The following is a 25558-nucleotide window of genomic DNA, read 5'->3' as shown; positions in this document are numbered from 1 at the left end:
TAATCGATAAATGATTTTTCAAATTTCGGAATTGTTATTTTAACTGAGATATAATCTTTCCTAGATTTTTTAACAATATTCTTTTCCGATTTGATTCAAAACAAAAAAAAGCCCGCAAAATGAATTGCGGGCTCAAATAAATTTGATTTGATATGAAGAAAAAAGAAAGTTTATAATCCTGCCCAGCCTGTAGCCCAAGTTGGTGTAGCTGTACCGTTACCAGCACCGTTAGCTGAAGAATCTTCTGTGAAAGTGTTCGCCAAAAGTGTAGCAGCGGCGCTACCTGCAGTTGCTTTTACAGATGCTTTTGTTGTTATATTATCAAATTTCACTCTTGTGATTTTGTTTGCTCCGTTGAAGAAAACCACGGATTGATCGTGTTCTACGTTGATCCCTGTAGTCCAGTTGGAAAGAACAACATTATCTATTGTAGCGTGAGTTCCTTCTCTCAATTTCATCCCGTCTGACTCTCCAGAAGTAGATCCTATGAACGTTGCATTCTTGATAGTAGGGTTTGATCTTGGAGATGCATCTCTGTTGTTTGAGTTGTTATCTGCCTCGATACCTCTGTTTCCAACACCGTTTGCTCTTCTTTTTGTATAGATGTTTGTTGCAGTTCCGTTCCAACCTTCTGTCCAGTCAAAAGCGTCATCTTCATTACCGATAGATACAATGTTTGATACATTCACAGTTCCTCCGAAGAATTCAATTCCGTCATCAGATCCGTTTACCAAAGAAACGTTGTCGATTTTTGTTCCGTTACCAACTCCGAAAAGAGAAAGTCCGTTGAATTCTTTTTCACCTGTGAAGATTGCTCCAGCATACTCTATTCTTACGAAAGTCATAGATCCTGAATTATCTCCAACCACTGTTCCTCCATAAGTTGCATTTCCAACTTCTGATGTGGCTGTAGTCCCTTTGTTGATAGGTGCTCTACCGCAAAGTACTACACCACCCCAACTTCCTGGCGTTGCTGCTGGTGACGTGAAAACTACTGGTGAAGCGGCTGTTCCGTTTGCAAAGATTTGTCCGCCCTGCTCTACTACCACGAAAGCAGAAGTACCGCCTGAAGCTTCTAATTTTGTTCCTGCAGGAATTACCAATTTACCACCATCACGAACGATCACCGAACCTGTGATTTTGTAAACTTTTGTTGCGTCTAGTGTTACAGTCTCTCCTGATTTCACTTCTCCTTTGAAATCGTTTGGATTAGAAGCGATTCCCACTGGTGATACTACTGGGATCTCATCATCATCGTTATCGCTACAAGCTACAAATGATACTGCTGTTGTTGAAATAATGAATGCTGCTGCAATCAATTTTAAATAAGACTTTTTCATTTTCTTTTTTTTAATTTATTATATGTTTATTTTTTATTTTTAAAATTCATAAGAGAATCCGATTCCGTAGTTCATTCCCTTTTTGAAGCTTCTTACGGTTACATCGCCATTGTCATTGGCCTGAACTCTTCTGTATTCTGGATTGATCAAGTTTCTTCCTGTCAATGAGATTTCTAATCCGCCGGCAAATCTCATTTTTACGATGGCGTCCAAGGTATTTATGGATTTGTCTACTATATTTCCTTTGGTTTGATATCCCAATGCGTAGATGTTGTCTGAGATGTAAGAATAGGAAAGCACAAAGTCCAAAGCGTTTCCATCTCCCCATTTTTGCTCCCAGCCTAAATTGACATTGGCCAAAAAATCTGATGCACCCTGCATCTTGTCTTTGTCTTTGATGAAATCCACAGAAACTCTGGAGTTTGGATTTTCTGAAGCCACTTTATCATTACTCAAATCCTGTTGAGAATTAATGTACGTCGCGTTCAGAAATGTGTAAAAACGCGTGTTGTTAACTTGATACAAATCCTTTCTCACCTCTGCCTCCAATCCGAAAATCCTTCCGCTGTCGCCCGTGTTCACAAAAGATACCGAGTTGGAAGAAGAGTTAACCGTGACTCTTGCAATTGGATCTATGATGTATTTTCCGAAAGCAGTCAAGGAGATCACCTCCGTTTTGTTTGGGAACCATTCCCATTTCAAATCCACGTTGTAGTTGTCGGCAGGATTCAGGTCTACGTTTCCAAAGCTTAACTCATCAATTTCCTCGTATTCGTACGGTGCCAATTCTATCAAAAGTGGCGTTGTGTAAGTTTTAGAAGCTGAGAATCTCAAGTTATTATTGTCGTTTACAGCATATTTCAAATTCAATGAAGGAAGGAGTTTCGAATAATTTTTGTTGATGATTCCGCCATTCGAAAAGATCGCTGTCATATAAGTGATCTCTTGATCCAAGTTGTCATAACGAACGCCCAACTGCCCTGTAAATCTATCGCTTAGCTTGTACTCGATATTAGCATATCCTGCGTTGTTGAATAATTTGGACTGGTAAAACTGTGGTTTCAAAGCTTGCTGAGGATCTTTGATATCGCCCCAGAATGTTGAGATCTGAAATAAGTTGCCCGTTGTGTAATTATTCAAATTAAAGAATCCATCATAATTTTGCGGATCCAGATAATAGTTTCCCTGTGGCTGAAGAATTCTAAAATTATATTGATACGCACGGAAATCGCTGTCTTTCATTCTTCCACTGTATCCCAAACTTACTTTTAGATTGTCAGAAAAAGCATAGTCTGCGTGAAGATCGCCAACATAGTCGTTCTCTATCAATTTGTCGAAGTATCTGTGATTGGCGCCAGGGTTACTATTAGAGAAATAATTGTTTCCAGTTTCTGTATTGAAGACTGAGATATTCTGCTGCCTGTCTGGTCTTCTGCTGTCCAATCTGTTGTAACCAACATTCCAAACGACTTTCAAAGGATCAGATAATTTGTGCTCGCCACGAAGTTGATTGATGAAAAGATCATTGGTCTTGTACAAGGCTCTTCTTAGATTTGCCACTTCGATTCTTTCCTGATTTTCGTTTAAAAGTTCGTTGACATCACGAATGTATCCGCTGTAATTTCCTAATTTTTGCTCGGTTGTATGGATGTAATTAGAACTGTAATTGATAGAATGATTTGGATTAATTCTATAATTCACGTTCAACAATCCTGTTGTGTTGGTAAGATATCTGAACTCTTGACCGTAAAGTTCTTTCAATGCAGAACCAATATTGTTGTATGATGAGCCTATATTTCCTTCTACGAAAGAATATTCATTGTCAAAATTCCCGTATCCGAAAATACTTAATTTACCTTGGCTTCCAATTCTAAAATTGGTTCCGAAGTCAACGCCTAAATTAGAATTGATCGGCGTCAATCTTTCCTTATTGTTCCAAGATGTTGAAAATGCATAGCCTTGCGTTGCCAATTTTGCGTTGGAAGGTCTGTTGATCTGTTTGAATCCGAAATAATCAGGACCGTCCTGAAGATAAAAATTATTTTTTCGGATTGCGTTTGTGTTCACAGATGATCCTAAGTTGACTTTAAAATAAGGTTTTCCAGTGTAAACTTTTGTAACGATGTCCACGTTTGCTCCTGAAATATCGCCCCAAAGTTTTGGTTGATACACTTTTTCCAGACCTATAAAATCAATCATATCCGTTTTGATGATGGATAGATCCAGATTTTTGTACATCGGATCGTTGGACGGAATTGGAAGGCCGTTGATGGTCGTGGAATTGTTTCTGTCTCCAAGTCCACGGATAAAGATTTGTCCGCTTCCTTCTTGCTTTTGAGAACCTGTTGCTTTGGTAACTGCTACAGAAACATCTCCAATACCTTGTTTTTCCAATTGGACAGAACCCACTCTTTCGATCACTTCCACAGATTTTCTCTGAGTCGAGATGATGTTGGCTTCTGCACCTTTCTTAGAAGTTCCGATGATTTTCACCTCATCGATTTTCTTTTCAGTTTTCAACGTATCGGTTGAATTTTGTGCCAACAACATCGTGGTTGACATACAAAGAAACAAAGCACTGATGCTTATTGTTTTTGCTTTCATTTTAACTTTCCTTTTTTCTTCGTTGCCAAAGAAATACTTTGGAAAGCAATCCGAATGTATAAGAATTAACAACTATTTTTTAACATCCTGTTACGAAAATCAAGATTATGTTAAATCAAAGTGAACAGGTTAAGACTTTTTAAAAGTCTGTTCATTATTTGTTAAATTTGCACCAGATAATTTTAACTGCGAAAATATCAGAAACCGGTCAAACCTCCTGATATCAACACATTACTGTTTTAAATATCTATTAACATTAAAAAACTCCCAAAAATCACCCTGAAAATGGATTTTACCCAAGCCTTAGAAATTTTACGCTCCGGCGGAACCATCCTTTACCCGACAGACACCATCTGGGGAATCGGTTGCGACGCTACTAACATAGATGCCATCCAAAAAATCTTTGATGTCAAAAAACGTGAACCCAACAAATCACTCATTATATTAGTAGAGTCCGAGAAACGACTGCAAGATCTCGTAGATGTTCCCGAAATGGCTTGGCAAATTATGGACGTCAGCGAAAAACCCGTGACCATCGTCTATGAAAATCCAAAAAATCTCCCGAAAGAATTATTGGCAGAAGATGGAAGCATCGGAATTCGTTTGGTGAAAAATGATTTCTGTAAAAAACTCATCACAAAACTCAACAATCCTTTGGTCTCAACATCGGCAAACCTGAGCGGACAAAAATCCCCTTTGAAGTTTTCTGATATTTCCGACGAGATCAAAAATTCGGTGGATTATATTGTAGAGGAATTTCACGACAAGGTTTCGGAATATCCCGGCTCGTCGGTTATCAAGATCTGGAACAACAGCCAGATCAAAATCCTTCGCGAATAAAAAAACCGGCGGATGACCTTTTGCAAGATCATCCGCCGGAAAATAAACTATGAAAAAAAACTACTTTTTGTATTTACTCTTATCGCAAAAGAAATACCGAAAGATTTTTGCGGACAGAATTTCTTGATTTCAGTTACGAAGTCAAATTAAAAGTCAAAATGTCTTGAAAACCAGAACTTTCTTATAAATTTTATTATTCAAGAGGAAAATTACGTGATAATTTATTATTTTTACACGTAAATAAGTTTATTATGAATACGAAACTCACATTAAACCTTGACAAAGCAATTATAGACGAAGCCAAATCTTACGCTAAGAACCATCAAGTCAGTCTTTCCAAACTCATAGAAAATTATCTTAATTCATTGACCAGGGAGACAAAAAAACAGCCATCCGTAAGTTCTTTGGTTGATAGTCTCACAGGAATAATCCCGAATGATTATGATGAGAAGAAAGATTATAGAAATTACATCGATAAAAAATATCAGTAGTGGAAAAAGTTTTTGTTGACACCAATATCATCATCGATCTCTTAGCCAAACGCGAACCTTTTTATAAAGACGCCCAAGATCTCTTCACATTAAGTGATAAAAAAGAGATTAACTTATGTATTTCCGCTTTATCATTTGCTAATGCCTACTACTCCATTGCAAAACACCATAAGGAAGTAGATGCAAGGAAGTACTTGGCGAAATTTAAAGTTCTGGTTACAGTCTTACCTTTGGAAGACAAATCTATCGAATTGGCATTGGCTTCGGATTTCAATGATTTTGAAGATGGATTGCAATATTTCACAGCAATGGACAACGACTCAGACATCATCATTACAAGGAATAAAAAGGATTTCAAAAACTCAAAAATTCCGGTTTTAACAGCGGGAGAATATCTGAAAAAGTAAAACGACTCACAATAATTGTTCTTGCTATCAAAATTTTTTAAACAAGACCAATTATATTAATCTTTATTTATTTAATGCTAATCAACCTCAACCAAAATAAAAACCTCAAACTTTTCAAGATCATTTCTGAAGTCGCTTCCAGAAACGGACAGACTGTGTACGCCGTTGGCGGATTCGTTCGTGATTTGATTATGAAAAGAAAAGTGCCAACCGATATTGATTTCGTGACAGAATCCAGCGGAATAGCATTGGCGGAAAGCATCGCCAGAGAAATCGACCCAAAAACAAAGGTTGCGGTTTTCAAAACCTATGGAACCGCGATGTTCAAATACAAAGACTTGGAACTGGAATTTGTTGGCGCCAGAAAAGAAAGCTACAGCGAGGATTCCAGAAAACCGTCTGTGGAAATCGGAACTTTGGAAGATGATCAGAAGCGCAGAGATTTCACTATCAACGCAATGGCGATTTCATTAAACAAAGAAAATTTCGGAGAACTCATTGACCCTTTTGACGGACTTCAGGATTTGAACAAAAAAATCCTGCGAACGCCACTTGAACCGCATCAAACTTATTCGGATGACCCATTGAGGATGATGCGTGCAATTCGTTTTGCAACGACTTTGGATTTCAAGATTGAAGAAAATTCTTTGAAAGCCATCAAAGACGAGGCAGAAAGAATGAAAATCGTATCAATGGAAAGAATAATGGTTGAGTTTAACAAAATAATGCTTTCTGAAAGGCCTTCAAAAGGTTTGAAATTGTTGGAAGAAACTTCACTTTTAAAATACATTCTCCCAGAACTCACCGCACTAAAAGGCATCGAGGACATCGACGGACAAACACACAAAGACAATTTCTATCACACTTTGGCTGTTGTTGATAATATTTCTGAGAGCACCGATAAACTTTGGCTTCGTTGGTCAGCGCTACTCCACGACATCGGGAAAGCGCCAACGAAAAAGTTTGTAGAAGGAATCGGCTGGACTTTCCACGGACACGAATTTCTAGGCTCGAAGATGACAAAATCGATTTTCAAACGTCTGAAACTTCCACTTGGAGCGGAACAAAAATATGTTGAAAAATTGGTCAGAATGCACGCGCGACCAATTGCGTTGATTACTGATGATGCTTCGGATTCGGCTCTGCGACGGTTGCTTTTTGATTCCGGTGAAGATTTGGAAGACCTTTTTACACTTTGTAAGTCGGACATCACGACCAAGAATTATTCTAAGCAAACTAAGTTCAAAAAGAATTTTGAATACGTTGCGCAGAAAATTAAGGAAGTTGAGGAAAAAGACCAGGTTCGAAACTTTCAACCTCCAATTTCGGGTGAAGAAATTATGGAACTTTTTGGTTTAAATCCTGGCAGAGAAATCGGAATCCTGAAAGAAAAAGTGAAGGAAGCAATTTTGGAAGGCGAAATTCAAAATGACAAGATTGAAGCTAGAGAATTTGTGATCAATGAAGCTGAAAAATTGGGATTGACTTTGGTAAAATAATCTTTGTGAATTTTTCATCTTAAAAAAATAATCATCTCGTCGATTAAGCAAATTTTGCAGATTTAATTAATTAAAAATCTGCTCAATCTGCCAAATCGGCGAGAGTTTGACAACTAGAATCTCTATGGAGAAATCAAACTTATTACAAATTATCAAAACGAAACTCTCCGAAAAAATCGAGAATTTCGAGAAACTGATTGCAGAAACCCGAGCATCAAGCAACGATACAAAAAGCTCTATGGGCGACAAATATGAAACGGGAAGAGAAATGCTTCAGCAGGAAATCAACAATCTGCAAGTTCAGCTGAATGAGATTTTGAAACAAAAGGATTTCCTCAAAACTGTTTTAACAAAACCATCTGACAAAGCAGAAAAAGGCGCGATTGTAAAAACTGAAAAAGGTTTGTTTTTCATTTCGGTTTCTTTGGGCGAAATTAAAATTGAAAATGAGAAAATCATTTGTATTTCACCAGAATCTCCATTGGCAAAAGCAATGAATGGGAAAATTAAAAATGAAGTCTTTTCGATAAACAACATCAATCAAAAAATTGAAAATATCTGGTAAAAAATACCGTATTTTGCAATTCTCAACCTCAAATTTTCGAACCTTAAACCCTGAACCAAAAAATGCAAAACTATCTAGATCTTCTTCAACATATCATCGACAATGGAACCGACAAAACCGACAGAACCGGAACTGGAACCAGAAGCGTTTTCGGCTACCAATTGCGTTACGATTTGTCGAAAGGTTTTCCTTTGGTGACGACAAAGAAAGTTCATTTGAAATCTATTATTTATGAATTGCTTTGGTTTATCAAAGGCGATACAAATACTAAATATCTGACAGACAATGGCGTTTCCATCTGGAATGAATGGGCGGATGAAAATGGGGATCTGGGTCCAGTTTACGGCGCACAATGGAGAAGTTGGAACGGAGCCGACGGAAAAGTAGTTGACCAGTTTTCTGAAGTGATTGAGCAAATCAAAAAAAATCCAGATTCCCGCAGGTTGATTGTTTCTGCTTGGAACGCAGCGGAAATCCCGAATATGGCTTTGGCACCTTGTCACGCTTTGTTTCAGTTTTATGTGGCGGATGGGAAATTGTCTCTTCAGTTGTACCAAAGAAGTGCCGATGTTTTCTTGGGCGTTCCGTTCAACATTGCGAGTTATGCGCTTCTATTAATGATGGTTGCACAGGTTTGTGATTTGGAAGTTGGAGATTATGTTCACACTTTTGGTGATGTACATATTTATAACAATCACTTTGAGCAAGTCAACAGACAGCTTTCCCGAGAAACAAGACCTTTACCAACAATGAAACTGAATCCCGATATCAAAGATATTTTCGATTTTGATTTTGAAGATTTTACTTTGGAAAATTATGACCCACATCCGGGAATCAAAGCGCCGGTGGCGATATAAAATTAGGCGGGAATTCCCGCTTTTTTTTGTAACAATTTTAAAAAAATAAACACTTATTCCATTTAAAATAAATCAACGATATAATTTCATAATAATGAACAAGATCTTAATCGCTGCACTTTTTCTCGGTGCGATATTTAATTCAAATACCATCTTTGCTCAAACAGAAACTTCTGGCAGAAATCCTGTCTACAGAGCAACCCATACCAAGGTTACAGAACTGAAACACACCAAGCTAAAAGTCAATTTCGATTATCAGAAAGAACAAATGAATGGTGAAGAATGGTTGACCGCAAGTCCATTCTTCTATTCAACCAACGAGCTGGTTCTTGATGCGAAAGGTATGTTGATTCACGAAGTGGCTTTGGACAAAAACGGTTCCAAGTCACCTTTGAAGTTTGATTATAAAAATGATGTTCTGAAAATAACGCTTGACAAAACTTATCAAAAAAATCAAGATTACACGGTTTACATCAAATATACAGCCCGTCCGAACGAGGTAAAACAAGAAGGAAGTGCGGCCATCAATGATGCAAAGGGACTTTATTTCATCAATGCTCAAGGAAAAGATCCAGACAAGCCAACACAGATCTGGACACAAGGCGAAACAGAATCTTCCTCAGCTTGGTTTCCAACTATTGATAAATCCAACCAAAAAACCACACAGGAAATCTATATGACGGTTCCTGACAAGTATGTAACGCTTTCCAACGGACTTCTGAAAGATTCCAAAAAAGAAGCGAACAATCTGAGAACTGACCATTGGGTGATGGACAAAAAACACTCCACTTACCTTTTCTTTATGGGCGTTGGAGATTTTGCGGTGGTGAAGGACAAATGGAGAAATATTGATGTTGATTACTATGTAGAAAAAGAATACGAGCCTTACGCAAAACAAATCTTCGGATTGACGCCGGAGATGATGGAGTTCTATTCCAAGAAATTAGGCTACGATTATCCTTGGTCAAAATATGCTCAGATCACCGGAAGAGATTACGTTTCCGGTGCGATGGAAAATACAACTGCAACGCTTCACGGCGAAACAGCTCAGCAAAAACCTGGTGACCTGATAGACGAAAACAAATGGGAAAACACCATTGCCCACGAGCTTTTCCACCATTGGTTTGGCGACCTCGTAACGGCAGAAAGCTGGAGCAACTTGACCGTCAACGAATCTTTTGCCAACTATTCCGAATATCTTTGGCAAGAACATAAATATGGAAAAGACGCGGCGGATGAGCATTTGATGAGCGATGTCAATATGTACATTCACAATCCGAAAGATTTCAACAAAGATCTGGTAAGGTTTGATTATGCTTCTCGTGAAGATGTTTTTGATTTGGTGACTTATCAAAAAGGTGGCGGAATTTTGCATATGCTGAGAAATTATCTTGGAGACGATGCCTTCTTCGCTGGGATAAACGACTATTTGAAAACTTACGAATATGGAAACGCAGAAGCGCATCAATTAAGACTTTCTTTTGAGAAAATCTCTGGGAAGGATTTGAATTGGTTCTTCAACCAGTGGTATTTTGGAAGCGGAAATCCAAAGTTGAGCTACACTTCAACTTACGAACCTGTGAAGAAACAAGTGACAGTGGTCATCAATCAATCTCAGGAAAAACCTTTTGAGTTCCCACTTGCCATCGATGTTTATGATAATGGAAAACCAAAAAGAAGCAACGTTTGGGTCGATGCAAAAGCGAAAAACACCTTCACTTTTGACGCATCCAAAGCACCAGATTTGATCAATATCAATGCGGACGGAATTTTGCTTGCCGAGATTACGGAAACCAAAACACCAGAGCAAAGTCTTTTGCAATTCACTAATTCTAAAGAGTATGTGAGCAGATATAAGGCATTGTCAGCCATCAAAGGCGCTGACGCAAAGAATCCTGCGGTCATCAAATTGTTGGCAACAGCATTGAAAGATCCTTTCTTCCGACTAAGAGAGCAAGCTTTGAAACAAATAGATTTGACCAACGCAGACCAAGCAAAAGCACTGACTGCAGAAGTGGAAAAATTGGCATCCAACGATCCTAAAACTTTGGTTCAGGCTTCAGCGATTTCTGCTTTGGCAAAAACCAAAAATGCAAAATACACTTCTCTTTTTGAAAAAGGAATGAACGCGGTTTCCAATGCCGTGAAAGGTTCATCATTAGCAGGAATTGCAGATTTGGATCCGTCCAAAGTGGCGACGCTTGCAGACAAGATTGATCTGGAGAACGCATCAGAAGATTTGATTTCCAAAATGCTTCCAATCATTGTGAAAAATAAGATTGAGAAACAAATGCCAGCGATAGGAACTACGGTTGCCTTCTACCCTTTCATCAAATTCCAAGATCCTGTTCTGGGTAAATCTGCGGAGGAAGGTTACAACTGGATTATGAGCTCTGACAACTTGAAAGCGACTGAGAAAGTGACCAAAGTTTTGATTCAGGCCAAATCTCAAATTCCAGATAATCCTCAAGTAAAAATGATGATTGTTCAAATGCTGAAAGACGGACTCAACAAAAAGATGGAAGTTCTGAAAAGCAACCCGAACAGCCCAACGATCAATCAGCAAATTGACGCGATTAATAAAACGATTGAAGCGTATAAATAATGAATGATAATCAATATGATAATTGATTGAATATCGTTTTAACAATACAAGAAAGCCATCTCGATTGAGATGGCTTTCTTAGTTTATTGATTTATTTGACATTTTAAATTCATATCATAACTCCTCCAAAGGATTCCAAAACAACTTTTTGAAATCTTTGATTTTCCAATTGTCTTGGACTTCGACATTTTCTTTTTCTAATCTTTCTTTAAATGAAGCAACCGACAACTTCCCAGAACTGCTGATGACTCTGTGTGCAGGAACATCTTTCGGACAACCGCCCATCGCATTGCCAACGTGGCGGGAATGATTCGGGTAACCTACGGCTTTTGCAATGGCACCGTAAGTAGAAACGCGTCCTTTCGGGATGAGCTTGGTGACTTCATAAACTTGCTGTTTGAATAGGTCGTTCATTGTTTTTTAAATTAAATTTAAAAATAATCTTCTCGCAAATTGAGCTGATCTGGCTGATTTAAAATTTGAGCAATCTGCAAAATCTACAAGAATTATCATCATTAAAATTCAAGCAACTTTAGTTTCAACTGAACACCAAAATTATCTTTGAAATTGCTAGTCGCATAATGTCCAACTCTGTAAAACAATCCCAAATTGAATCTTGAACTCAAGAAATTATTATACTCAAATCCGACTTCCTGATAAAGATGATCCAATGGTGAGAAGTTCTCCAACTGATGGTATTCTGGATTTTTCATATCTCCGATAATACCTCGGTAGACGAAATCGAAACTGGAGGTACTTTTGCCAAAACTTTTGAAATACCACGGAATTCTGTGCGAAATGTAATATCCCGCAAACTTGTCATTGAAATATTTCCCAGCTGTCATGGTCGCAAATCCGAGATAACTCGTCAAAGAGAAATTGGACAAGATGCCTGTGTTGCTATTGCCATCCAGACCGCCCATCTCAAACAAATGCCAAATTGGTGCTTTCCCAAAGTACAATCCGCCGTGCGCTCTGGTTTGTGTAACGCCCAATACTGTGCGGAATTGATGCGTGTAAAGGAAATCAAATCTGCTGTAATTGAACTCCCCTCCTAAACTTTTGTAACCTTGCTCGTAATTAAGAAAAACCTCGGGAAAGTTTTGATCGTAGGTATATTTCCCGTAAGGCGTCATGATATTTCTGCTGTTAGGCGAGAATTTCACAGTCGCCAACGAGCTGAAGTTCTCGAATTTTCTGGCTTCATTCATAAACAAATAATAGTAACCTGCTTCTTCATTTTGTCTTTTCCCGGAAACATTAAGGGTCAAGGAATTACTTAGATCCACTTCATATCCAAACTTGAAACCTTCAAATTTATAATACTTGTCATTCTGGATATTGCTTCCATTATTATTGATCTGCATTTTCGCATTCCAAAGATTCTGGCTGAATCTTCCGGAGGCCATCACGTCATTAAAATATTCGAAACGGAAAAAGGAGTTTCTCTCCAAAGTAGTTTTGATGTCCAAACCTGCACCATATTTGAAGCCTCTGTCTTTGAAACCATAAGCCAAATAAACATCGGGCGAAATGTATTTGTTAAATCTTTCATTCAATTTGAAACCTGCTCCCAAACGGAAACCTTCATACTTGTTATATTTGGTTTGAAGCGGACTGATGTCAACCATTCCCACAGTGAATTTCACTCGCATCAAGGCTGTGATCACTTGAACTTTTCTGTCCAGCGTATATTTCTTTCCAAGACTGTCGATCTTCGTGTAAGTCAGTTTTTCTCTGCTTGTCAGGCTGTCGGTTCGGTATTGGTTAAGAAGCGTTCCATCAGCATTTTTCACACTCATCGTGTAACCGTTAAACTGTAACGATTTGAGTTCGACCGGCGTTTTAAAATCAAAATAATCGGCTTTCAAATAAGCATAATTACCAAACTTTTTCACTTGGTCCAATCTCGCTTTTTTCTCTTCGGAAGTTTCATTTGGTTTTTTCGCAACCGTTGCGAATTCGGAAACACCCATTTTTATTTTTAAGTTTTCTGTTTTCAGGAACCATTTATCATTGATAGGAATCCAAACCGAAGTAATGTTTCCATCTGACCTTACTTTGCTGTTGCTTTCAATTTTTTTGATGGCGTAAGAATCTTTGTCGATGTAGAGATATCCGTTGTATTTTCTTCTGTTGATCGGAACTTTGTAATCCACTTGTCGAAATCTGATGACGTAATTCATTCTGCCATCGATTTCCAAAGAATCTGTTAGGAAATATCGGTAAAGACTTCTGTTTTCGGGTAAGATCTCTCTTGGAATTTTATCTCTGTTGGAACGTAAAGCCAGCATTTCGTAAACCGGATTTTTCAAACCAGAGATTCTGTTGTCCAAAATATTGACTTTCTCGCCATACTTTTTGGAATAAAGAAATTCCATTGCGCGTTCCCAAAGAAACAACTTGCTGTCTTTTACAACCTCCATCATTTGCTCGCCCTCTATAGAATCTTTTTTCGCTTTATCTTTAGTTGGAAGCTCGCGGTTAGTAAGGCTTTTAAGCGAATCTTTTCTTGCCTCCACAAATCTGGAATAATCCTGAATACTGTCCTGATCTACATCAAAAGACATTTTTTCATAAGATTTATATGAATAAGAATCCAATGCGTTCGGTGAATTATCTTTGAATCTTCGGAAAGATTGATCGATGATTGCCAAAGCGCGCGGATCACTTTCATTGGTCAAAACTACACCTTCGATTTGGGTACTTTTCACATTGTCTCTGTCCAAAGCAATTTCCATCACTTTGTCCACCACGACCTCGTCACCGATGTAATTATTGATTTCAACATCCACCTTGGCACATTTGGTGGTGAATGTGACGACACCTTTCTCATTGGTTTGTCCCAGAACTCTGTTGTTGCACAAGACCTTTGCGCCTCGTATTGGTTTTTGGTTGTCAGATCTGGTAACGGTGAGTGTACTTTGCGAATAGAAAATTGAAAAGCAAAATAAAAGTAATCCCGTAAAGGTTTTATTTATCATTGAGGTTGTAAATATTTGATTAGTAAAGATAATTTTTAATTGCATTACTAAAAGCCTGCCAATAATCTAATTCGCGAGCTTTCAATTTACAAATTTCATATTCTGGATTCGGACAGCGTTCAAAATTGCCAATAAAGCAACGCCAACATCGGCAAAAACCGCTTCCCACATATTCGCTAAACCGCCTGCACCAAGGATTAAAACGATGATTTTGACACCGAAAGCCAGTGCAATATTTTGGTAGACAATTTTCTTCGTCGCTTTTCCGATTTTAATCGCTGTCGAAATCTTCGAAGGTTGGTCGGTTTGGATGATGACGTCGGCGGTTTCAATCGCGACATCGGAACCCAATCCGCCCATTGCAATTCCAACATCACTCAAGGCTAAAACTGGCGCATCATTGATTCCGTCGCCTACGAATGCAACGACTTCCTTCGGATTATTTTTGAGGTTTTGTAATTTACCCACTTTCCCCTCCGGAAGTAAACCACCAAATGCGGAATCGATTCCTAATTTTTGGGCGATGTTTTGAGTCAATGCATCTTTGTCGCCACTTAGCATCATTGTTTTTACGCCGGCATTTTTCAGATTTTTGATGGCTAATTCTGAATCTTCTTTCACTTCATCCGAAATCACGACGTAACCTTTATATTGATTATCGATTGCCAAAACAACTGTTGTTTCCACGATTTGGTCTAATTCTGAAGGATAATTAATATTGAAACTTTTCAGCAATTGCGTGTTTCCGGCAAGAATTTGTTTTTGACTAATGACAGCTTTGATGCCTTTTCCAGAAATCTCTTCTACAGATTCAGGATTTTGGTTTGATGGATGAAATTGGGAAATCGCTTTTGCAATCGGATGTGTTGAATGACTTTCGACCGATGATAAAATTGATAGAAATTCGGATTCAGAAATATCATTGGTGACGACTTTCTGAACTTTGAAAACACCTTTTGTCAAAGTTCCAGTTTTGTCCATCACAACAGTTGTCACGTTTGCAATCAAATCCAGGAAATTGGAACCTTTGAATAGAATTCCGTTTCGGGAAGATGCGCCTATTCCACCGAAATATCCTAACGGAATGGAAATTACCAAAGCACAAGGACAGGAAATCACAAGGAAAACCAGACCTCGATAAAGCCAATCTCTGAAAATATAATCATTGACAAAAAAGTACGGAATGAACGTAATCAACAAAGCTAAAACGAAAACAATTGGCGTATAAATTTTCGCAAATTTTCTAATGAACAACTCGGTTTTTGCTTTTCTGGAACTCGCTTCCTGAACCATTTCCAAGATTCTGACGATAGAACTATTCTCAAATAATTTGGTGGTTTCAACTTCAATCACTTGGTCGAGATTCAACATTCCGGCAAGAACAGTTTCTGATTTTTTGATGGATGAAGGTTTGCTTTCACCCGTTAAAGCTGATGTGTCGAGACTTCCTTTTTCTGAGATTAAAATTCCATCCAATGGTATTTTTTCGCCCACTTTAATTTGAATCTTTTCGCCAACTTTTACTTCATTTGGAACTATAGTTTCCCATTTATTATTTCGGAAAACGGTGGCTTCTTTTGGACGAACATCCAATAAGGCTTTGATATTATTTTTGGCTTTGTTCACTGCGGATTCCTGAAACATTTCGCCAATCGTATAAAATAACATCACAGCAACACCTTCCGGAAATTCGCCGATTGCAAATGCACCAATTGTGGCAATTCCCATCAAAGAAAACTCATTGAAGAAATCAAAACTCTTGGCAAGCTGAAACGCATCTTTGAAAACGGAAAATGCCACCAAAACGTAAGACACAAAATACCAGCTGAATCTTAACCAAACATTTTCTGTAAACCAATCGGCCTTAATCCAAAAATCCAATATCAAACCGGAAAAGAATATGACCAGACTTATAATCAATCCCAATTTGGAATTGCTGTGCGAATGGTCGTGGTCGCTGTGGTCGTGACCTTCGTGGTTGTGCTCTTTTTTTGGTTTTGTACCGCAACATTCTTCCATATCGAATAATTTTTAACAAATGTAGCGGTATTGGGAATGCAATGCTATTGCAAAGTGATGTTGGCTAATGGCAATTGGCTTTTTGCAATTGGCAATTGGCTTAAATGTTTAAAGTCTTCGAGAGCCTCAGACTGACAAAAGTGATTATTTTAATTATTAAAATTTTCTTTAAGGCAGTTTTCGCAGATTCCTTTGGCGAAAAGTTTTATTTCATCGATTCTGAAATTGGTTTTCATACTTTCCGGGAACGAGATATCTTCTTTGCAGGTGGTTTGTTTGCAGATTTTGCAGTAGAAATGGAGATGCCAGTCTTTGTGTGTTTTTTCGTCGCAATCGTCGTAGCACAATTTATATTTTGTGGTTGTGTTTTCCTGAATGCTGTGGACAATTCCTTTTTCTTCGAAGGTTTTTAGGGTTCGGTAGATTGTGGTTCGGTCGGCGTTGTCGAAGTGGTTTTCGATTTCGGACAAGGAGGTGGCGACTTGTTGTGAGCTCAAGAAATCGTACACCAAGATTCTCATACTTGTTGGTTTGGTGTTTTTGTGGATGAGTTTGTTTTCGATTTCTTTGTTCATCATGTTGTTTTAATGCGAAGTACGCTAAGTATTTTTTGACAGTATTGAAATTTTTTTTTAGGTTCACAAAGAAGCTTACGATCAAATAAGAAAGAATAAATTTTGATGCAAATTCCAAAAAACATTTAACAGGTCGCTCCGCTGGAGCTTTAATTATTATACATCAATTTGTATTTTCTATTAACAGCTCGCTCCTATCGGAGCTATATTTAGTCCCATTGGGACGCACAGTTAATAGAAAAAAATAAAGTCGCCAAAGACAAAGCTCCAGCGGAGCGACCTGTAAATCTATTCTCTAAACATTTTGTTGGTAAATTTGTTTACATTTTTCGTTAGACAGTAATTAATTTGACAAAATCCTAATTTTGATGACAAAACGTGAATCTTTGACGAAATCCCTAGCCCCGATGGGAACGGCATCCTTTTTCTTTTCCGTTAACTTCGGCTTCGCTCAGGCAACGGAAAAGAAAAAGATATAGTGGACAGCGGGATTAAGCTCCTAATCAATTATCTTACATTAATTTATTCTATCAAAGTTAAGGGAAATAAGTCGGAATTTTTGATGAATTAGCGGATAATAAATACCTTTGAAAAAAAATTTGATATGGGTGTAGCGGATCTGTTGTTCAAAAGAAAAAAAGAACTGGCTGAAAAAAACCTGAGAAGTGGCCAGGATTATATGGTTGAAAACGGGAAAAGAGAAAGCGTGACGGTTTTGCCAAGTGGTTTGCAATATGAAATCCTGGTGGAAACGGAAGGTCCAAAACCGACAGCGAAAAGTACGGTGAAATGCCATTATCACGGAACTACGATTACGAGCAAAGTTTTTGACAGCTCTGTAAAGCGCGGAAAACCAGCCTCTTTTCCATTGAACAGAGTCATCAAAGGTTGGACAGAAGGTTTGCAACTGATGTCGGTTGGGAGTAAATTCAGATTTACGATTCCGCCACATTTGGCTTATGGTGAGCAGGAAGTGAGCAAAGAAATTGGACCAAATAGTACTTTGGTTTTTGATGTGGAACTTTTGGAAATCAAATAGTAATTGGCGGTTGGCGGTTGGCTTTTGGCTATTTGCTTTAATGTCAATGTGATAGCATTTCTGAGTGAAAGATTTTCGGCTTGGAAAAAGTTATGATTTAATTCAAATAAATCTTTGTGGTTTTGAAAATTATTTTTATTTTTGCAACCTGTTAATCAACCTCTGACGAAGGACGTGAATGTTGCTTGGCTTGACAAAACAAATTTTTTATTACAAAAAATGGATTTAGTAAAATACGTACAAGATAAGTACATTACGAAAAAAGAATTCCCAGAATTCAAAGCCGGTGACACCATCACTGTGTATTACGAGATTAAAGAGGGTGCTAAAACAAGAACTCAGTTCTTCAAAGGTACTGTAATCCAATTGAGAGGAACTGGTCTTACTAAGACTTTCACTATCAGAAAAATGTCTGGTGATGTAGGTGTAGAAAGAGTTTTCCCTATCAATATGCCTGCACTTCAAAAAATCGAAGTTAACAGACAAGGTAGAGTTAGAAGAGCTAGAATCTACTACTTCAGAGACCTTAGAGGTAAAAAAGCAAGAATCAAAGACAAGTCTTACGGAGGTAAAAAATAATCCTGAGATTTTCTTCTTGAGATATAAAAGACCAGCATTTTTTGCTGGTCTTTTTGTTTAACTGCATTTTAAATAAATTTTGTTTTCCCCAACCTAAAGGGAGCAGAATTTCTTTAAAATTTCATCAAAATTACTCCCTTTAGGGTTGGGGAAATAATTTTGATGAAATTTTTAGAACTTATTTTGAATTAAGAAATTACACCTAACTCCTTCCCTACTTTCTCGAAGCCTGCAATCGCTTTGTCAAGATTTTCTCTGGAATGTGCTGCGGACAATTGAACTCTAATTCTGGCTTTTCCTTTTGGAACAACCGGATAGAAGAATCCAATCACATAAATTCCTTCTGATAAAAGTTTTTCTGCCATTTCCTGAGCTAATTTTGCATCATACAACATCACAGGAACGATTGCCGCGTCACCGTCCGGAATATCGAAACCTTTGGCTTTCATTTCTTTTCGGAAGTATTCGGCATTTTCCATTACTTTGTCTCTCAACGAAGTATCTTTGGAAATCATATCCAAAACTTTGGACGCGGCACCAACAATTCCGGGAGCTAATGAATTTGAGAATAAATATGGGCGAGAGCGTTGTCTTAGCATATCAATGATTTCTTTTTTCCCAGAAGTAAATCCTCCTAACGCGCCACCTAAAGCTTTTCCTAATGTTGAAGTAATGATATCGACTCTTCCAATCACATCATTTGCTTCGTGCGTTCCACGTCCGGTCTTTCCAATGAATCCGGTTGCATGAGAATCATCAACCATTACCAACGCATCATACTTGTCGGCCAGATCGCAAACGCCTTTTAGGTCGGCCACGATTCCGTCCATCGAGAAAACGCCGTCAGTTACGATGATTTTGAAACGGTGGTTTTTTTCGGAAGCGGCAATTAATTGGGCTTCCAAATCTTCCATATTGTTGTTTTTGTAACGGTATCTTGCAGATTTACACAATCTTACACCATCAATAATTGAAGCGTGATTCAACTCGTCTGAAATGATGGCATCTTCATCTGAAAACAATGGTTCGAAAACACCGCCATTTGCATCGAAACATGCCGCGTACAAAATGGTATCTTCCATTCCTAAGAACTTGGAAATCTTAGCTTCCAAATCTTTGTGAATATCCTGAGTTCCGCAGATAAAACGAACCGACGACATTCCATAACCGTGAGAATCGATTGCATCTTTGGAAGCTTTCATTACTTCTGGATTGTTGGATAATCCCAGATAATTGTTCGCACAAAAGTTCAGCAATCGCTTGCCACCAACTTCTATCTCCGCACTTTGCTGGGAAGTGATGATTCTTTCTTTTTTGTAAAGTCCGTCGTTTTCTATATTAGTTAGCTCGTTAGTAATGTTTTCGAGGAATTTTTGTGATATCATTTTTATTGATTTTCGATTTTAACAAAAATAAAAAAAGCACTTCAATTGCGTGCTTTTTTGTGATGTTTTAACGTTTTTGGGGGAACTTAGATTTTACTTATTGAAAATTACTGTAAAAAGATTTTCATTATCTATAATTGAGTTGTAGGAAATCTCGGCTTTGTGATATTCCAAAATGCGTTTTACGATGCGCAAACCAAGTCCAGAACCTGTTTTATTTTGGGAATTACTGCCTCGCATAAAGGCTTCGAAGAGTTTTTCTCTTTCGGAAATCGGGATGATCGTACCTTTTGAAACAATGCTCACAAGAATGCGGAAATCGGTTTCCTTGATGGAAATATCAACTTCCTGATTATCCGAATACAAAGCGGCATTTTTGAACAAATTAATAAAGGTAATTTCGAGAAGCGACTTCACACCTTTTACTGTCAAGATTGAATCTTCCACGCTTTCTTCATCAATTTGGAAATCCATTTTGAAATCGGGGAAATTTCGGTGCACTTTTTCGAAAGCGTCAAAGACCACTTCGTCAATTCTCACTTCTTCGTAAACACTTGCAATGCCCTCTTTATCGAACTTTGAAAGCAGAAGTAAGGATTTGGTAAGGTCGGAAAGTTGGTGAACGTCTTGCAACATCTGCTGTAAAGTTGCTTTGGTTTTTGGAGAGTGATTCTCCAATTGAATCAAATTTTCCAGCTGAAAAGTCATCCTCGTGAGTGGCGTTCGCATCTCGTGCGCGGCACTGGAATTGAAATCTTTTTGCGACTGAAAAACATCATTCAAACGATTGGTCATCAGGTTGAAAGAGGTTGCCAAAACGCCAATTTCGTCTTTTGGATTTTTGATAATGACGGGCGTTGTCAACTTATGTGCGCTGATTTCGGAAATGTCAGATTTAAGGACTTCCAAAGGTTGCAGAAATTTTGAAACGATATAATAACTGAAAAACCAAATCAAAAGAATACTGACCACATAAGAAAAAATCAACATATATTTCAAAAAGTCAAGTTTTGACTGTCCTGTAACATCTTGAGCGCTAGTGAGAATATAATAATTTTCGCCGTTGATATTTCTGAGCGCAGCATAAATTTCGGGAACGGAAAATTCATTATAAACCGTTTTTTCGATGTCTAATTGATGTAAAAGCGCTTTGTCCCAACTCACACTTTTATCTTTCAATGTACTATAAATCAATTTCTTAGCACCACTGAAAATCATAATATTCTCATTCAACAAAACATTGTCGGAATTTTCATCAAAGAAAATGGGTGCTTCTTTTTCGAAATCTCTGGATTTTTCGATAAAATTAACCGTAAAAACCAATCGCTTCTGGAAACGCAACTTAAATTCGTCTCGTCTGAAATCGTTGAAAGAAACATAAACCACAAACATCATAATCCCGAAAATCAGGGAAAATGCGATGCTTAGATTGAGTGCGATTCTGCGTTTTAGAGACATAAGTTATAAATGATGAGTGATAAATGATGAGTGATAAATGATGAGTGATAATTGATGAATGATAGACGATGGATGATGGATGACAAATTTAATCTCAAACTCCCAAACCCTCAAAATCTCCCACTCCTAAAGCGGACTTAGGTAATATCCAAAACCTGGTCTTGTATGGATGAGTTTGGTTTTGAAGTTTTTATCGATTTTTTTGCGAAGGAAATTGATGTAAACTTCTATCGCGTTGTTTGTGGATTGAAACTGGTTTTTCCAGACTTCATCCGAAATGTATTGTTTGGAAAGAGTTCTACCGTTGGCTCTTGCCAGTAAGACCAACAATTGAAATTCCTTCACCGTTAAACTGATCTCTTCGCCAGAGCGGAAAACCTTGCTGTCCTCGGGGAAAATCTCCAAATCTTCAATTACAATTTTTTCTACTTCGTCAGTTTTTGGCGTTCTTCGGCGCATTTGGGAATTAATTCTGAGCAATAATTCTTCCAACAAAAATGGCTTCACGAGATAATCGTCGGCCGCTTGCAGGAATGCTTCTTTTTTCTCCTCAATTCCGTCATAAGCGGAAATGATTATGATTGGCGTTTCGGAATTGGTTTCACGGATGGTTTTGCAAATCTCCAAACCGCTGATTTTCGGAACGTTGATATCCAACAAAAAAACATCGTAATCTTTGTTCGTAAATTGATTCAGGAAAACTTCGCCGTCTTCTGCTTTGTCGGTTTTGATCGATTTTGATTCCAGAAAAAGTGCAATTTCGGAAGATAGAACAGCATCGTCCTCTAAAAGTAATGCCTGCATTTGTTTAGATTTTTTTTACAAATATGGGGAAAAGTAAGTTGTGGGAAAATATTGGTAATAATATTTCGCTTCTCTAATTTAAGAATAATATCTTTGAGAATATTTTTGATTATGAGAAAAAAACTAATGATTTTTTTATTTTCACTTCTTTACACATTTGCATTTAGCCAAAATAATTATGAGAATACTATAAAAAAGGATCTAAATTCTTTTGTTCAAAACATGAAATCCAAAGATATGGGCAAAGCTGTAGAATATATTTACCCTAAATATTTTACGGTTGTTCCAAAAGAACAAATGAAACAAATTCTGAATTTCACCTACAATAATCCAGCTTTTAAGACAACAATTTTGGACTTTAAAATTATTGATATTGATAAGCCCGAAAAAATTAACAGTGAACTTTTCTCATTTGCGAATTACGGATTCAAGATGAATCTAAAAATTGACTGGACTTCTTTCCCTAACAGTCAACAGTTAAAAACACAAATAAGTGATGGTCTTTACAAGAAGTTTGGGAAAGAAAATGTAACTTATTTTTCAAAAGAGGATTATTATGTAATTAATGCTAAAATGAAAGCTTGTGCAGTTTCTCACGATGGAATCAATTGGAAATTTGTAATCATTGAAAAAGATTACAAGCCTCAATTAGTAAAAGTTTTACCAAAAAAAATATTAGATAAATTCTAGTAAGTCTTCGTCATATCACTCGGAATTACAAGATTGAACTCTGTCGGGATAAAATCTTTTTCAGGCAAAACCAACTCTGGTTTTTCAGATTCGAAAACAGAGATAACAGCGATTTTCAAATTCGGATTTCTCTTTTTCAAATACCAATAGATTCCGCCATATTGCTTGCTGTGATAGTCGCCGTTGTAATGTATAAAAGTCTTTCCAGCTTGCAAATTTTCGAAAATCGACTCCGCCATTGTGGCGTCTTTGATGGCTTGTGCGGAGATGAAATTCATTAGTTTCAGTTCGTCAACGTGGTCGCCCATCAGGGATTTCATTTCTTTGTAGCCAGGTGTTTCCAATGTGACTTCGATTGGTAATTTGGCAATTAACTTCTTTTCCTGTTCTGGCAATTCATTCAAAGTTTTGATCCCTTGTTTGGAAGTTTGGGAAGCGTATTTTCTTGGGACATTTGTGGCGATGAATTTCAGTTTTTTGTCTTTTGCAAAATCTACCAAAGGCCTGTAATCGGTTTCATAATTTTTCCAGAGCCTTACAGAATCTTTCAGAATTTTTGGGTCAATTTTTCCAGCGAGATATGAATTCAAAGCTTGTTGATTATCACGTTCGAACATTTCTGCTCCTAGAATTATCTGTCCGTTTTTCGTTGCAAAGATTGCTTCTGTGATCTTTTTTTGAAGCCAATGGTTGATGGAATTGTCGTGGTGTTCGCCAATCAAAATGACGTCATAATTTGATAATTCTTTCACCATTTTTTCTGCCGAAATTTTTTTTGACTTCTTATCAAAAAATTGGTAAGCATCAAACTTCTGGGCATTTAAAAAACTTAAAGTAAAAACAAATATAAACAGAAATAACTTTTTCATATAAACAAATATAAAAGTCGTTCTAAAGTCAATTATAACTTTAAAACGACTTAATTAATACTAATTTTATTTTTAACTTATAGTCCGGCTACCAGATCTTTCCATTCCTGAAGTTCTGGAATTCCTGGCTTTCTTTTTCCGAAAAGTTGAACGATAAATTCACCTTCTTTGTTGAAGATTTCAACAGAAGTTACTTCGCCATCTTCGGTTGGTTTTTTGGTAATCCACGTCTCTGCAATTTTCGTTGTGTCAAGGTGAAGATTGAAATCTGGATCCATCACATTGAACCATTGTTGGTGCCAAAGCGTCTTTTTCACTTCGCCCGTATGAATCTGAATAATCCCACGATTTCCAACGAAAACCATAATTGGTATTTGCTTTTCAGCCGCATCTTCCAGCACATTCACGACTTTGGAATTCTCGATTTTTGTAGCATAACCTTCCGGCGCCAATCTCAAAGCCTGCGTTCTTGTAACCCCGAATTTTTTGAGCATCATAAAGAAATCGTGCGTATCTTTCAAATCTTTCCAAGCTTGTTGGAAACCAGCCACATCAATCTCAGAATCTGATTTCTCTGCAGGTTTTGCAGGGACAGCTTCGGTTACGACGTTTGGAGATTGATCCTCTGCTTTGTATTTCTCTGTCAACGCATCAAATTCCGCCTCGTTACTTTTGTTGGTCAAATAGATTTTGTGAAGCGCCAAGCCGTCTTTCCCGAAGAATTGAAAACTTTTTCTATCACCTTCCACCACAGAAAATCCGAATTTCCAAGAGTTGATGAAAATCCTCAAATCAATATCTTCTCCAACGAAAACCTGCCCATGTGGATTGCTGAAATCTGGATTCAAATAAACGCCTTTTCTCTCGTGAACACATTCGTCGTTTCTTGTGAGGGCCATTACTTTGTCCAATTTTACAATTTCCTGAAGAAGGTCTGCAAATTGTGGTTTCAAAACTGCAACGCCATTTCCTACGTTTGTTGCCAACAATTCAGCTTCGCTAACACCTAATTGCTCGGCCGCATTTCTAATTCTCAAATGTGGGTTTTCTGCTTTCAGTGCTTCCCATTTTTCTTTTAATTCATTAATTAATGTACTCATATTAATTTATTTTTTTGAGTGTTTAGTATTTTTTGAACGCAGTGTGCGTCAAGATTTTTTTTAATGTACAATTGAAAACATTTTAATCTTCACAAAGACGTAAGGGCCGATCAAAGATTATTTTTTGATTGTTAAAACTATATATTCTCTTTTGACCTGTTCGCCGGTTTTGCTTGCGATTAATTCTTCTTTGTCAGATTTTATCATCCTTTTGAAGTTGGTTTGAGAAATCAGCAACTCGACATCTTCATAATTGTACAGCTTGAAATCTGTGGTGAAAGGCAAGGTTTTCATGAAGTCCTTCGTGGCAAATGTGAGGACAAAACTTCCGTGTTCGTTTAAAACGCGATAAACTTCGTTTAAAAATTCCACTGGATTTTTCCAGAAATAGATTGTGTTGACCGTCATTATCTTGTCAAAACTTTCATTTCCGAAAGGAATTTTGTTCCCATCGTACAATTGGAATTTGGCTTTAGAAAGATATTTTGGATTGTTGTCCTCAGCCTCAACTTTCATTGTTTCGGAAATTTCCAAACCTGTATAATTGATGTTCTCAGCAAAATCCAAAAGATAGGACAAATGTCCAGCGTTGCCGTGACCGAATTCCAAAACCTTGTCATTGTCCATCAAATGCAAAGCTTTGATGGTTTCTTTGGTCATCGAAATATTGGTCTCGTTCATCATTTTGGCAACGTCTTTTCCAATTTCTCCTTCCGGATTTGATAATTGTTGGGCTAATATTTTGAGTTCTTGTTCTGTCATTTTTTTAGTTTTTTGAACACAAAGAATACAAGTTTTTTTTTCAATGTTGTCAGTTCACAATTGTGCCAACGCTCAACAAAGGCAAA

At 37.5% G+C, this 25558-nt stretch carries 22 protein-coding genes; 10 read left to right on the top strand and 12 right to left on the bottom strand.

Features of this window, described 5'->3' with window-relative positions:
- Nucleotides 1–170: 170 nt before the first annotated feature.
- Together IO90_RS04825 and IO90_RS04820 are read right to left on the bottom strand one after the other, a co-directional pair.
- Nucleotides 171–1340 carry a hypothetical protein gene (locus IO90_RS04825; RefSeq protein WP_034964528.1) on the bottom strand — a complete coding sequence of 390 codons (1170 nt, stop codon included), beginning with the start codon at nt 1338–1340 and terminating at the stop codon, nt 171–173.
- 39 nt (nt 1341–1379) lie between these two features.
- Nucleotides 1380–3944, bottom strand: a complete 2565-nt coding sequence (locus IO90_RS04820) for a TonB-dependent receptor domain-containing protein (RefSeq protein WP_081871774.1) — start codon at nt 3942–3944, stop codon at nt 1380–1382.
- Nucleotides 3945–4229: 285 nt separating this feature from the next.
- On the opposite strand from IO90_RS04820, the gene IO90_RS04815 reads away from it, so the two are divergent.
- The 7 genes from IO90_RS04815 to IO90_RS04785 all read left to right on the top strand — a co-directional run bounded on the left by IO90_RS04815 (nt 4230) and on the right by IO90_RS04785 (nt 11208).
- On the top strand, nt 4230–4784 hold the full coding sequence (locus IO90_RS04815; RefSeq protein ID WP_034964527.1) for an L-threonylcarbamoyladenylate synthase: 555 nt from the start codon (nt 4230–4232) through the stop codon (nt 4782–4784).
- Between the two features lie 251 nt (nt 4785–5035).
- A complete protein-coding gene (locus IO90_RS04810) occupies nt 5036–5275 on the top strand; it encodes a DUF6364 family protein (protein ID WP_034964526.1) in 240 nt (79 codons plus the stop codon).
- Nucleotides 5275–5682: a type II toxin-antitoxin system VapC family toxin gene (locus tag IO90_RS04805; RefSeq protein WP_034964525.1), complete on the top strand. Its 408-nt coding sequence runs from the start codon at nt 5275–5277 to the stop codon at nt 5680–5682. Before IO90_RS04810 ends, IO90_RS04805 begins: the two co-directional genes overlap by 1 nt.
- 74 nt (nt 5683–5756) lie before the next feature.
- Nucleotides 5757–7181, top strand: coding sequence for a CCA tRNA nucleotidyltransferase (locus tag IO90_RS04800; RefSeq protein WP_034964523.1), 1425 nt, complete (start codon nt 5757–5759; stop codon nt 7179–7181).
- Nucleotides 7182–7305: 124 nt separating this feature from the next.
- Nucleotides 7306–7746, top strand: coding sequence for a hypothetical protein (locus IO90_RS04795; protein ID WP_034964522.1), 441 nt, complete (start codon nt 7306–7308; stop codon nt 7744–7746).
- Between the two features lie 62 nt (nt 7747–7808).
- Nucleotides 7809–8603 (top strand): thymidylate synthase, encoded by a 795-nt coding sequence (locus IO90_RS04790; protein ID WP_034964521.1) that lies wholly within the window; start codon nt 7809–7811, stop codon nt 8601–8603.
- A 94-nt stretch (nt 8604–8697) separates the two neighbouring features.
- On the top strand, nt 8698–11208 hold the full coding sequence (locus tag IO90_RS04785) for a M1 family metallopeptidase (RefSeq protein WP_034964519.1): 2511 nt from the start codon (nt 8698–8700) through the stop codon (nt 11206–11208).
- Nucleotides 11209–11322: 114 nt separating this feature from the next.
- On the opposite strand, the gene IO90_RS04780 is transcribed toward IO90_RS04785, so the two are convergent.
- From IO90_RS04780 to IO90_RS04765, 4 genes are all read right to left on the bottom strand, one after another.
- Complete coding sequence (locus IO90_RS04780; RefSeq protein ID WP_034964518.1) at nt 11323–11622, bottom strand: MGMT family protein; 300 nt, start codon at nt 11620–11622, stop codon at nt 11323–11325.
- Between the two features lie 101 nt (nt 11623–11723).
- On the bottom strand, nt 11724–14192 hold the full coding sequence (locus IO90_RS04775; protein ID WP_051878294.1) for a hypothetical protein: 2469 nt from the start codon (nt 14190–14192) through the stop codon (nt 11724–11726).
- A gap of 81 nt (nt 14193–14273) precedes the next feature.
- The gene (locus IO90_RS04770) at nt 14274–16211 is read right to left on the bottom strand and encodes a heavy metal translocating P-type ATPase (RefSeq protein ID WP_034964516.1); all 1938 of its coding nucleotides are present in this window, start codon (nt 16209–16211) and stop codon (nt 14274–14276) included.
- 149 nt (nt 16212–16360) lie between these two features.
- Nucleotides 16361–16789 carry a Fur family transcriptional regulator gene (locus tag IO90_RS04765; RefSeq protein ID WP_410492584.1) on the bottom strand — a complete coding sequence of 143 codons (429 nt, stop codon included), beginning with the start codon at nt 16787–16789 and terminating at the stop codon, nt 16361–16363.
- Nucleotides 16790–17390: 601 nt separating this feature from the next.
- Here IO90_RS04765 and IO90_RS04760 point away from each other — a divergent pair.
- A complete protein-coding gene (locus tag IO90_RS04760) occupies nt 17391–17825 on the top strand; it encodes an FKBP-type peptidyl-prolyl cis-trans isomerase (RefSeq protein WP_051878291.1) in 435 nt (144 codons plus the stop codon).
- A gap of 219 nt (nt 17826–18044) precedes the next feature.
- A complete protein-coding gene (rplS, locus tag IO90_RS04755) occupies nt 18045–18404 on the top strand; it encodes a 50S ribosomal protein L19 (RefSeq protein ID WP_028123220.1) in 360 nt (119 codons plus the stop codon).
- 188 nt (nt 18405–18592) lie between these two features.
- Here the strand turns inward: rplS and kbl are convergent, their stop codons facing one another.
- The 3 genes from kbl to IO90_RS04740 all read right to left on the bottom strand — a co-directional run bounded on the left by kbl (nt 18593) and on the right by IO90_RS04740 (nt 22051).
- Nucleotides 18593–19789, bottom strand: coding sequence for a glycine C-acetyltransferase (gene kbl, locus IO90_RS04750; protein WP_034964514.1), 1197 nt, complete (start codon nt 19787–19789; stop codon nt 18593–18595).
- A gap of 93 nt (nt 19790–19882) precedes the next feature.
- Complete coding sequence (locus IO90_RS04745) at nt 19883–21247, bottom strand: ATP-binding protein (RefSeq protein WP_034964511.1); 1365 nt, start codon at nt 21245–21247, stop codon at nt 19883–19885.
- A 126-nt stretch (nt 21248–21373) separates the two neighbouring features.
- On the bottom strand, nt 21374–22051 hold the full coding sequence (locus IO90_RS04740; RefSeq protein WP_034964508.1) for a response regulator transcription factor: 678 nt from the start codon (nt 22049–22051) through the stop codon (nt 21374–21376).
- A gap of 111 nt (nt 22052–22162) precedes the next feature.
- Here IO90_RS04740 and IO90_RS04735 point away from each other — a divergent pair, with 111 nt between their 5' ends.
- Nucleotides 22163–22741 carry a hypothetical protein gene (locus IO90_RS04735; protein ID WP_034964506.1) on the top strand — a complete coding sequence of 193 codons (579 nt, stop codon included), beginning with the start codon at nt 22163–22165 and terminating at the stop codon, nt 22739–22741.
- On the opposite strand, the gene IO90_RS04730 is transcribed toward IO90_RS04735, so the two are convergent.
- The 3 genes from IO90_RS04730 to IO90_RS04720 all read right to left on the bottom strand — a co-directional run bounded on the left by IO90_RS04730 (nt 22738) and on the right by IO90_RS04720 (nt 25472).
- On the bottom strand, nt 22738–23610 hold the full coding sequence (locus IO90_RS04730) for a ChaN family lipoprotein (RefSeq protein ID WP_034964504.1): 873 nt from the start codon (nt 23608–23610) through the stop codon (nt 22738–22740). The two genes, IO90_RS04735 and IO90_RS04730, sit on opposite strands and share 4 nt — an antisense overlap.
- Before the next feature lie 77 nt (nt 23611–23687).
- Complete coding sequence (locus IO90_RS04725; protein ID WP_034964501.1) at nt 23688–24710, bottom strand: hemin-degrading factor; 1023 nt, start codon at nt 24708–24710, stop codon at nt 23688–23690.
- A gap of 117 nt (nt 24711–24827) precedes the next feature.
- The gene (locus tag IO90_RS04720; RefSeq protein WP_034964500.1) at nt 24828–25472 is read right to left on the bottom strand and encodes a class I SAM-dependent methyltransferase; all 645 of its coding nucleotides are present in this window, start codon (nt 25470–25472) and stop codon (nt 24828–24830) included.
- Nucleotides 25473–25558: the final 86 nt, after the last annotated feature.

The organism is Chryseobacterium sp. FH1 (assembly GCF_000735135.1).
In the GTDB taxonomy this organism is placed as follows: domain Bacteria; phylum Bacteroidota; class Bacteroidia; order Flavobacteriales; family Weeksellaceae; genus Epilithonimonas.
Note: the sequence above shows the minus strand (reverse complement) of the source record. Positions and strands in the feature narration are given on the sequence as shown.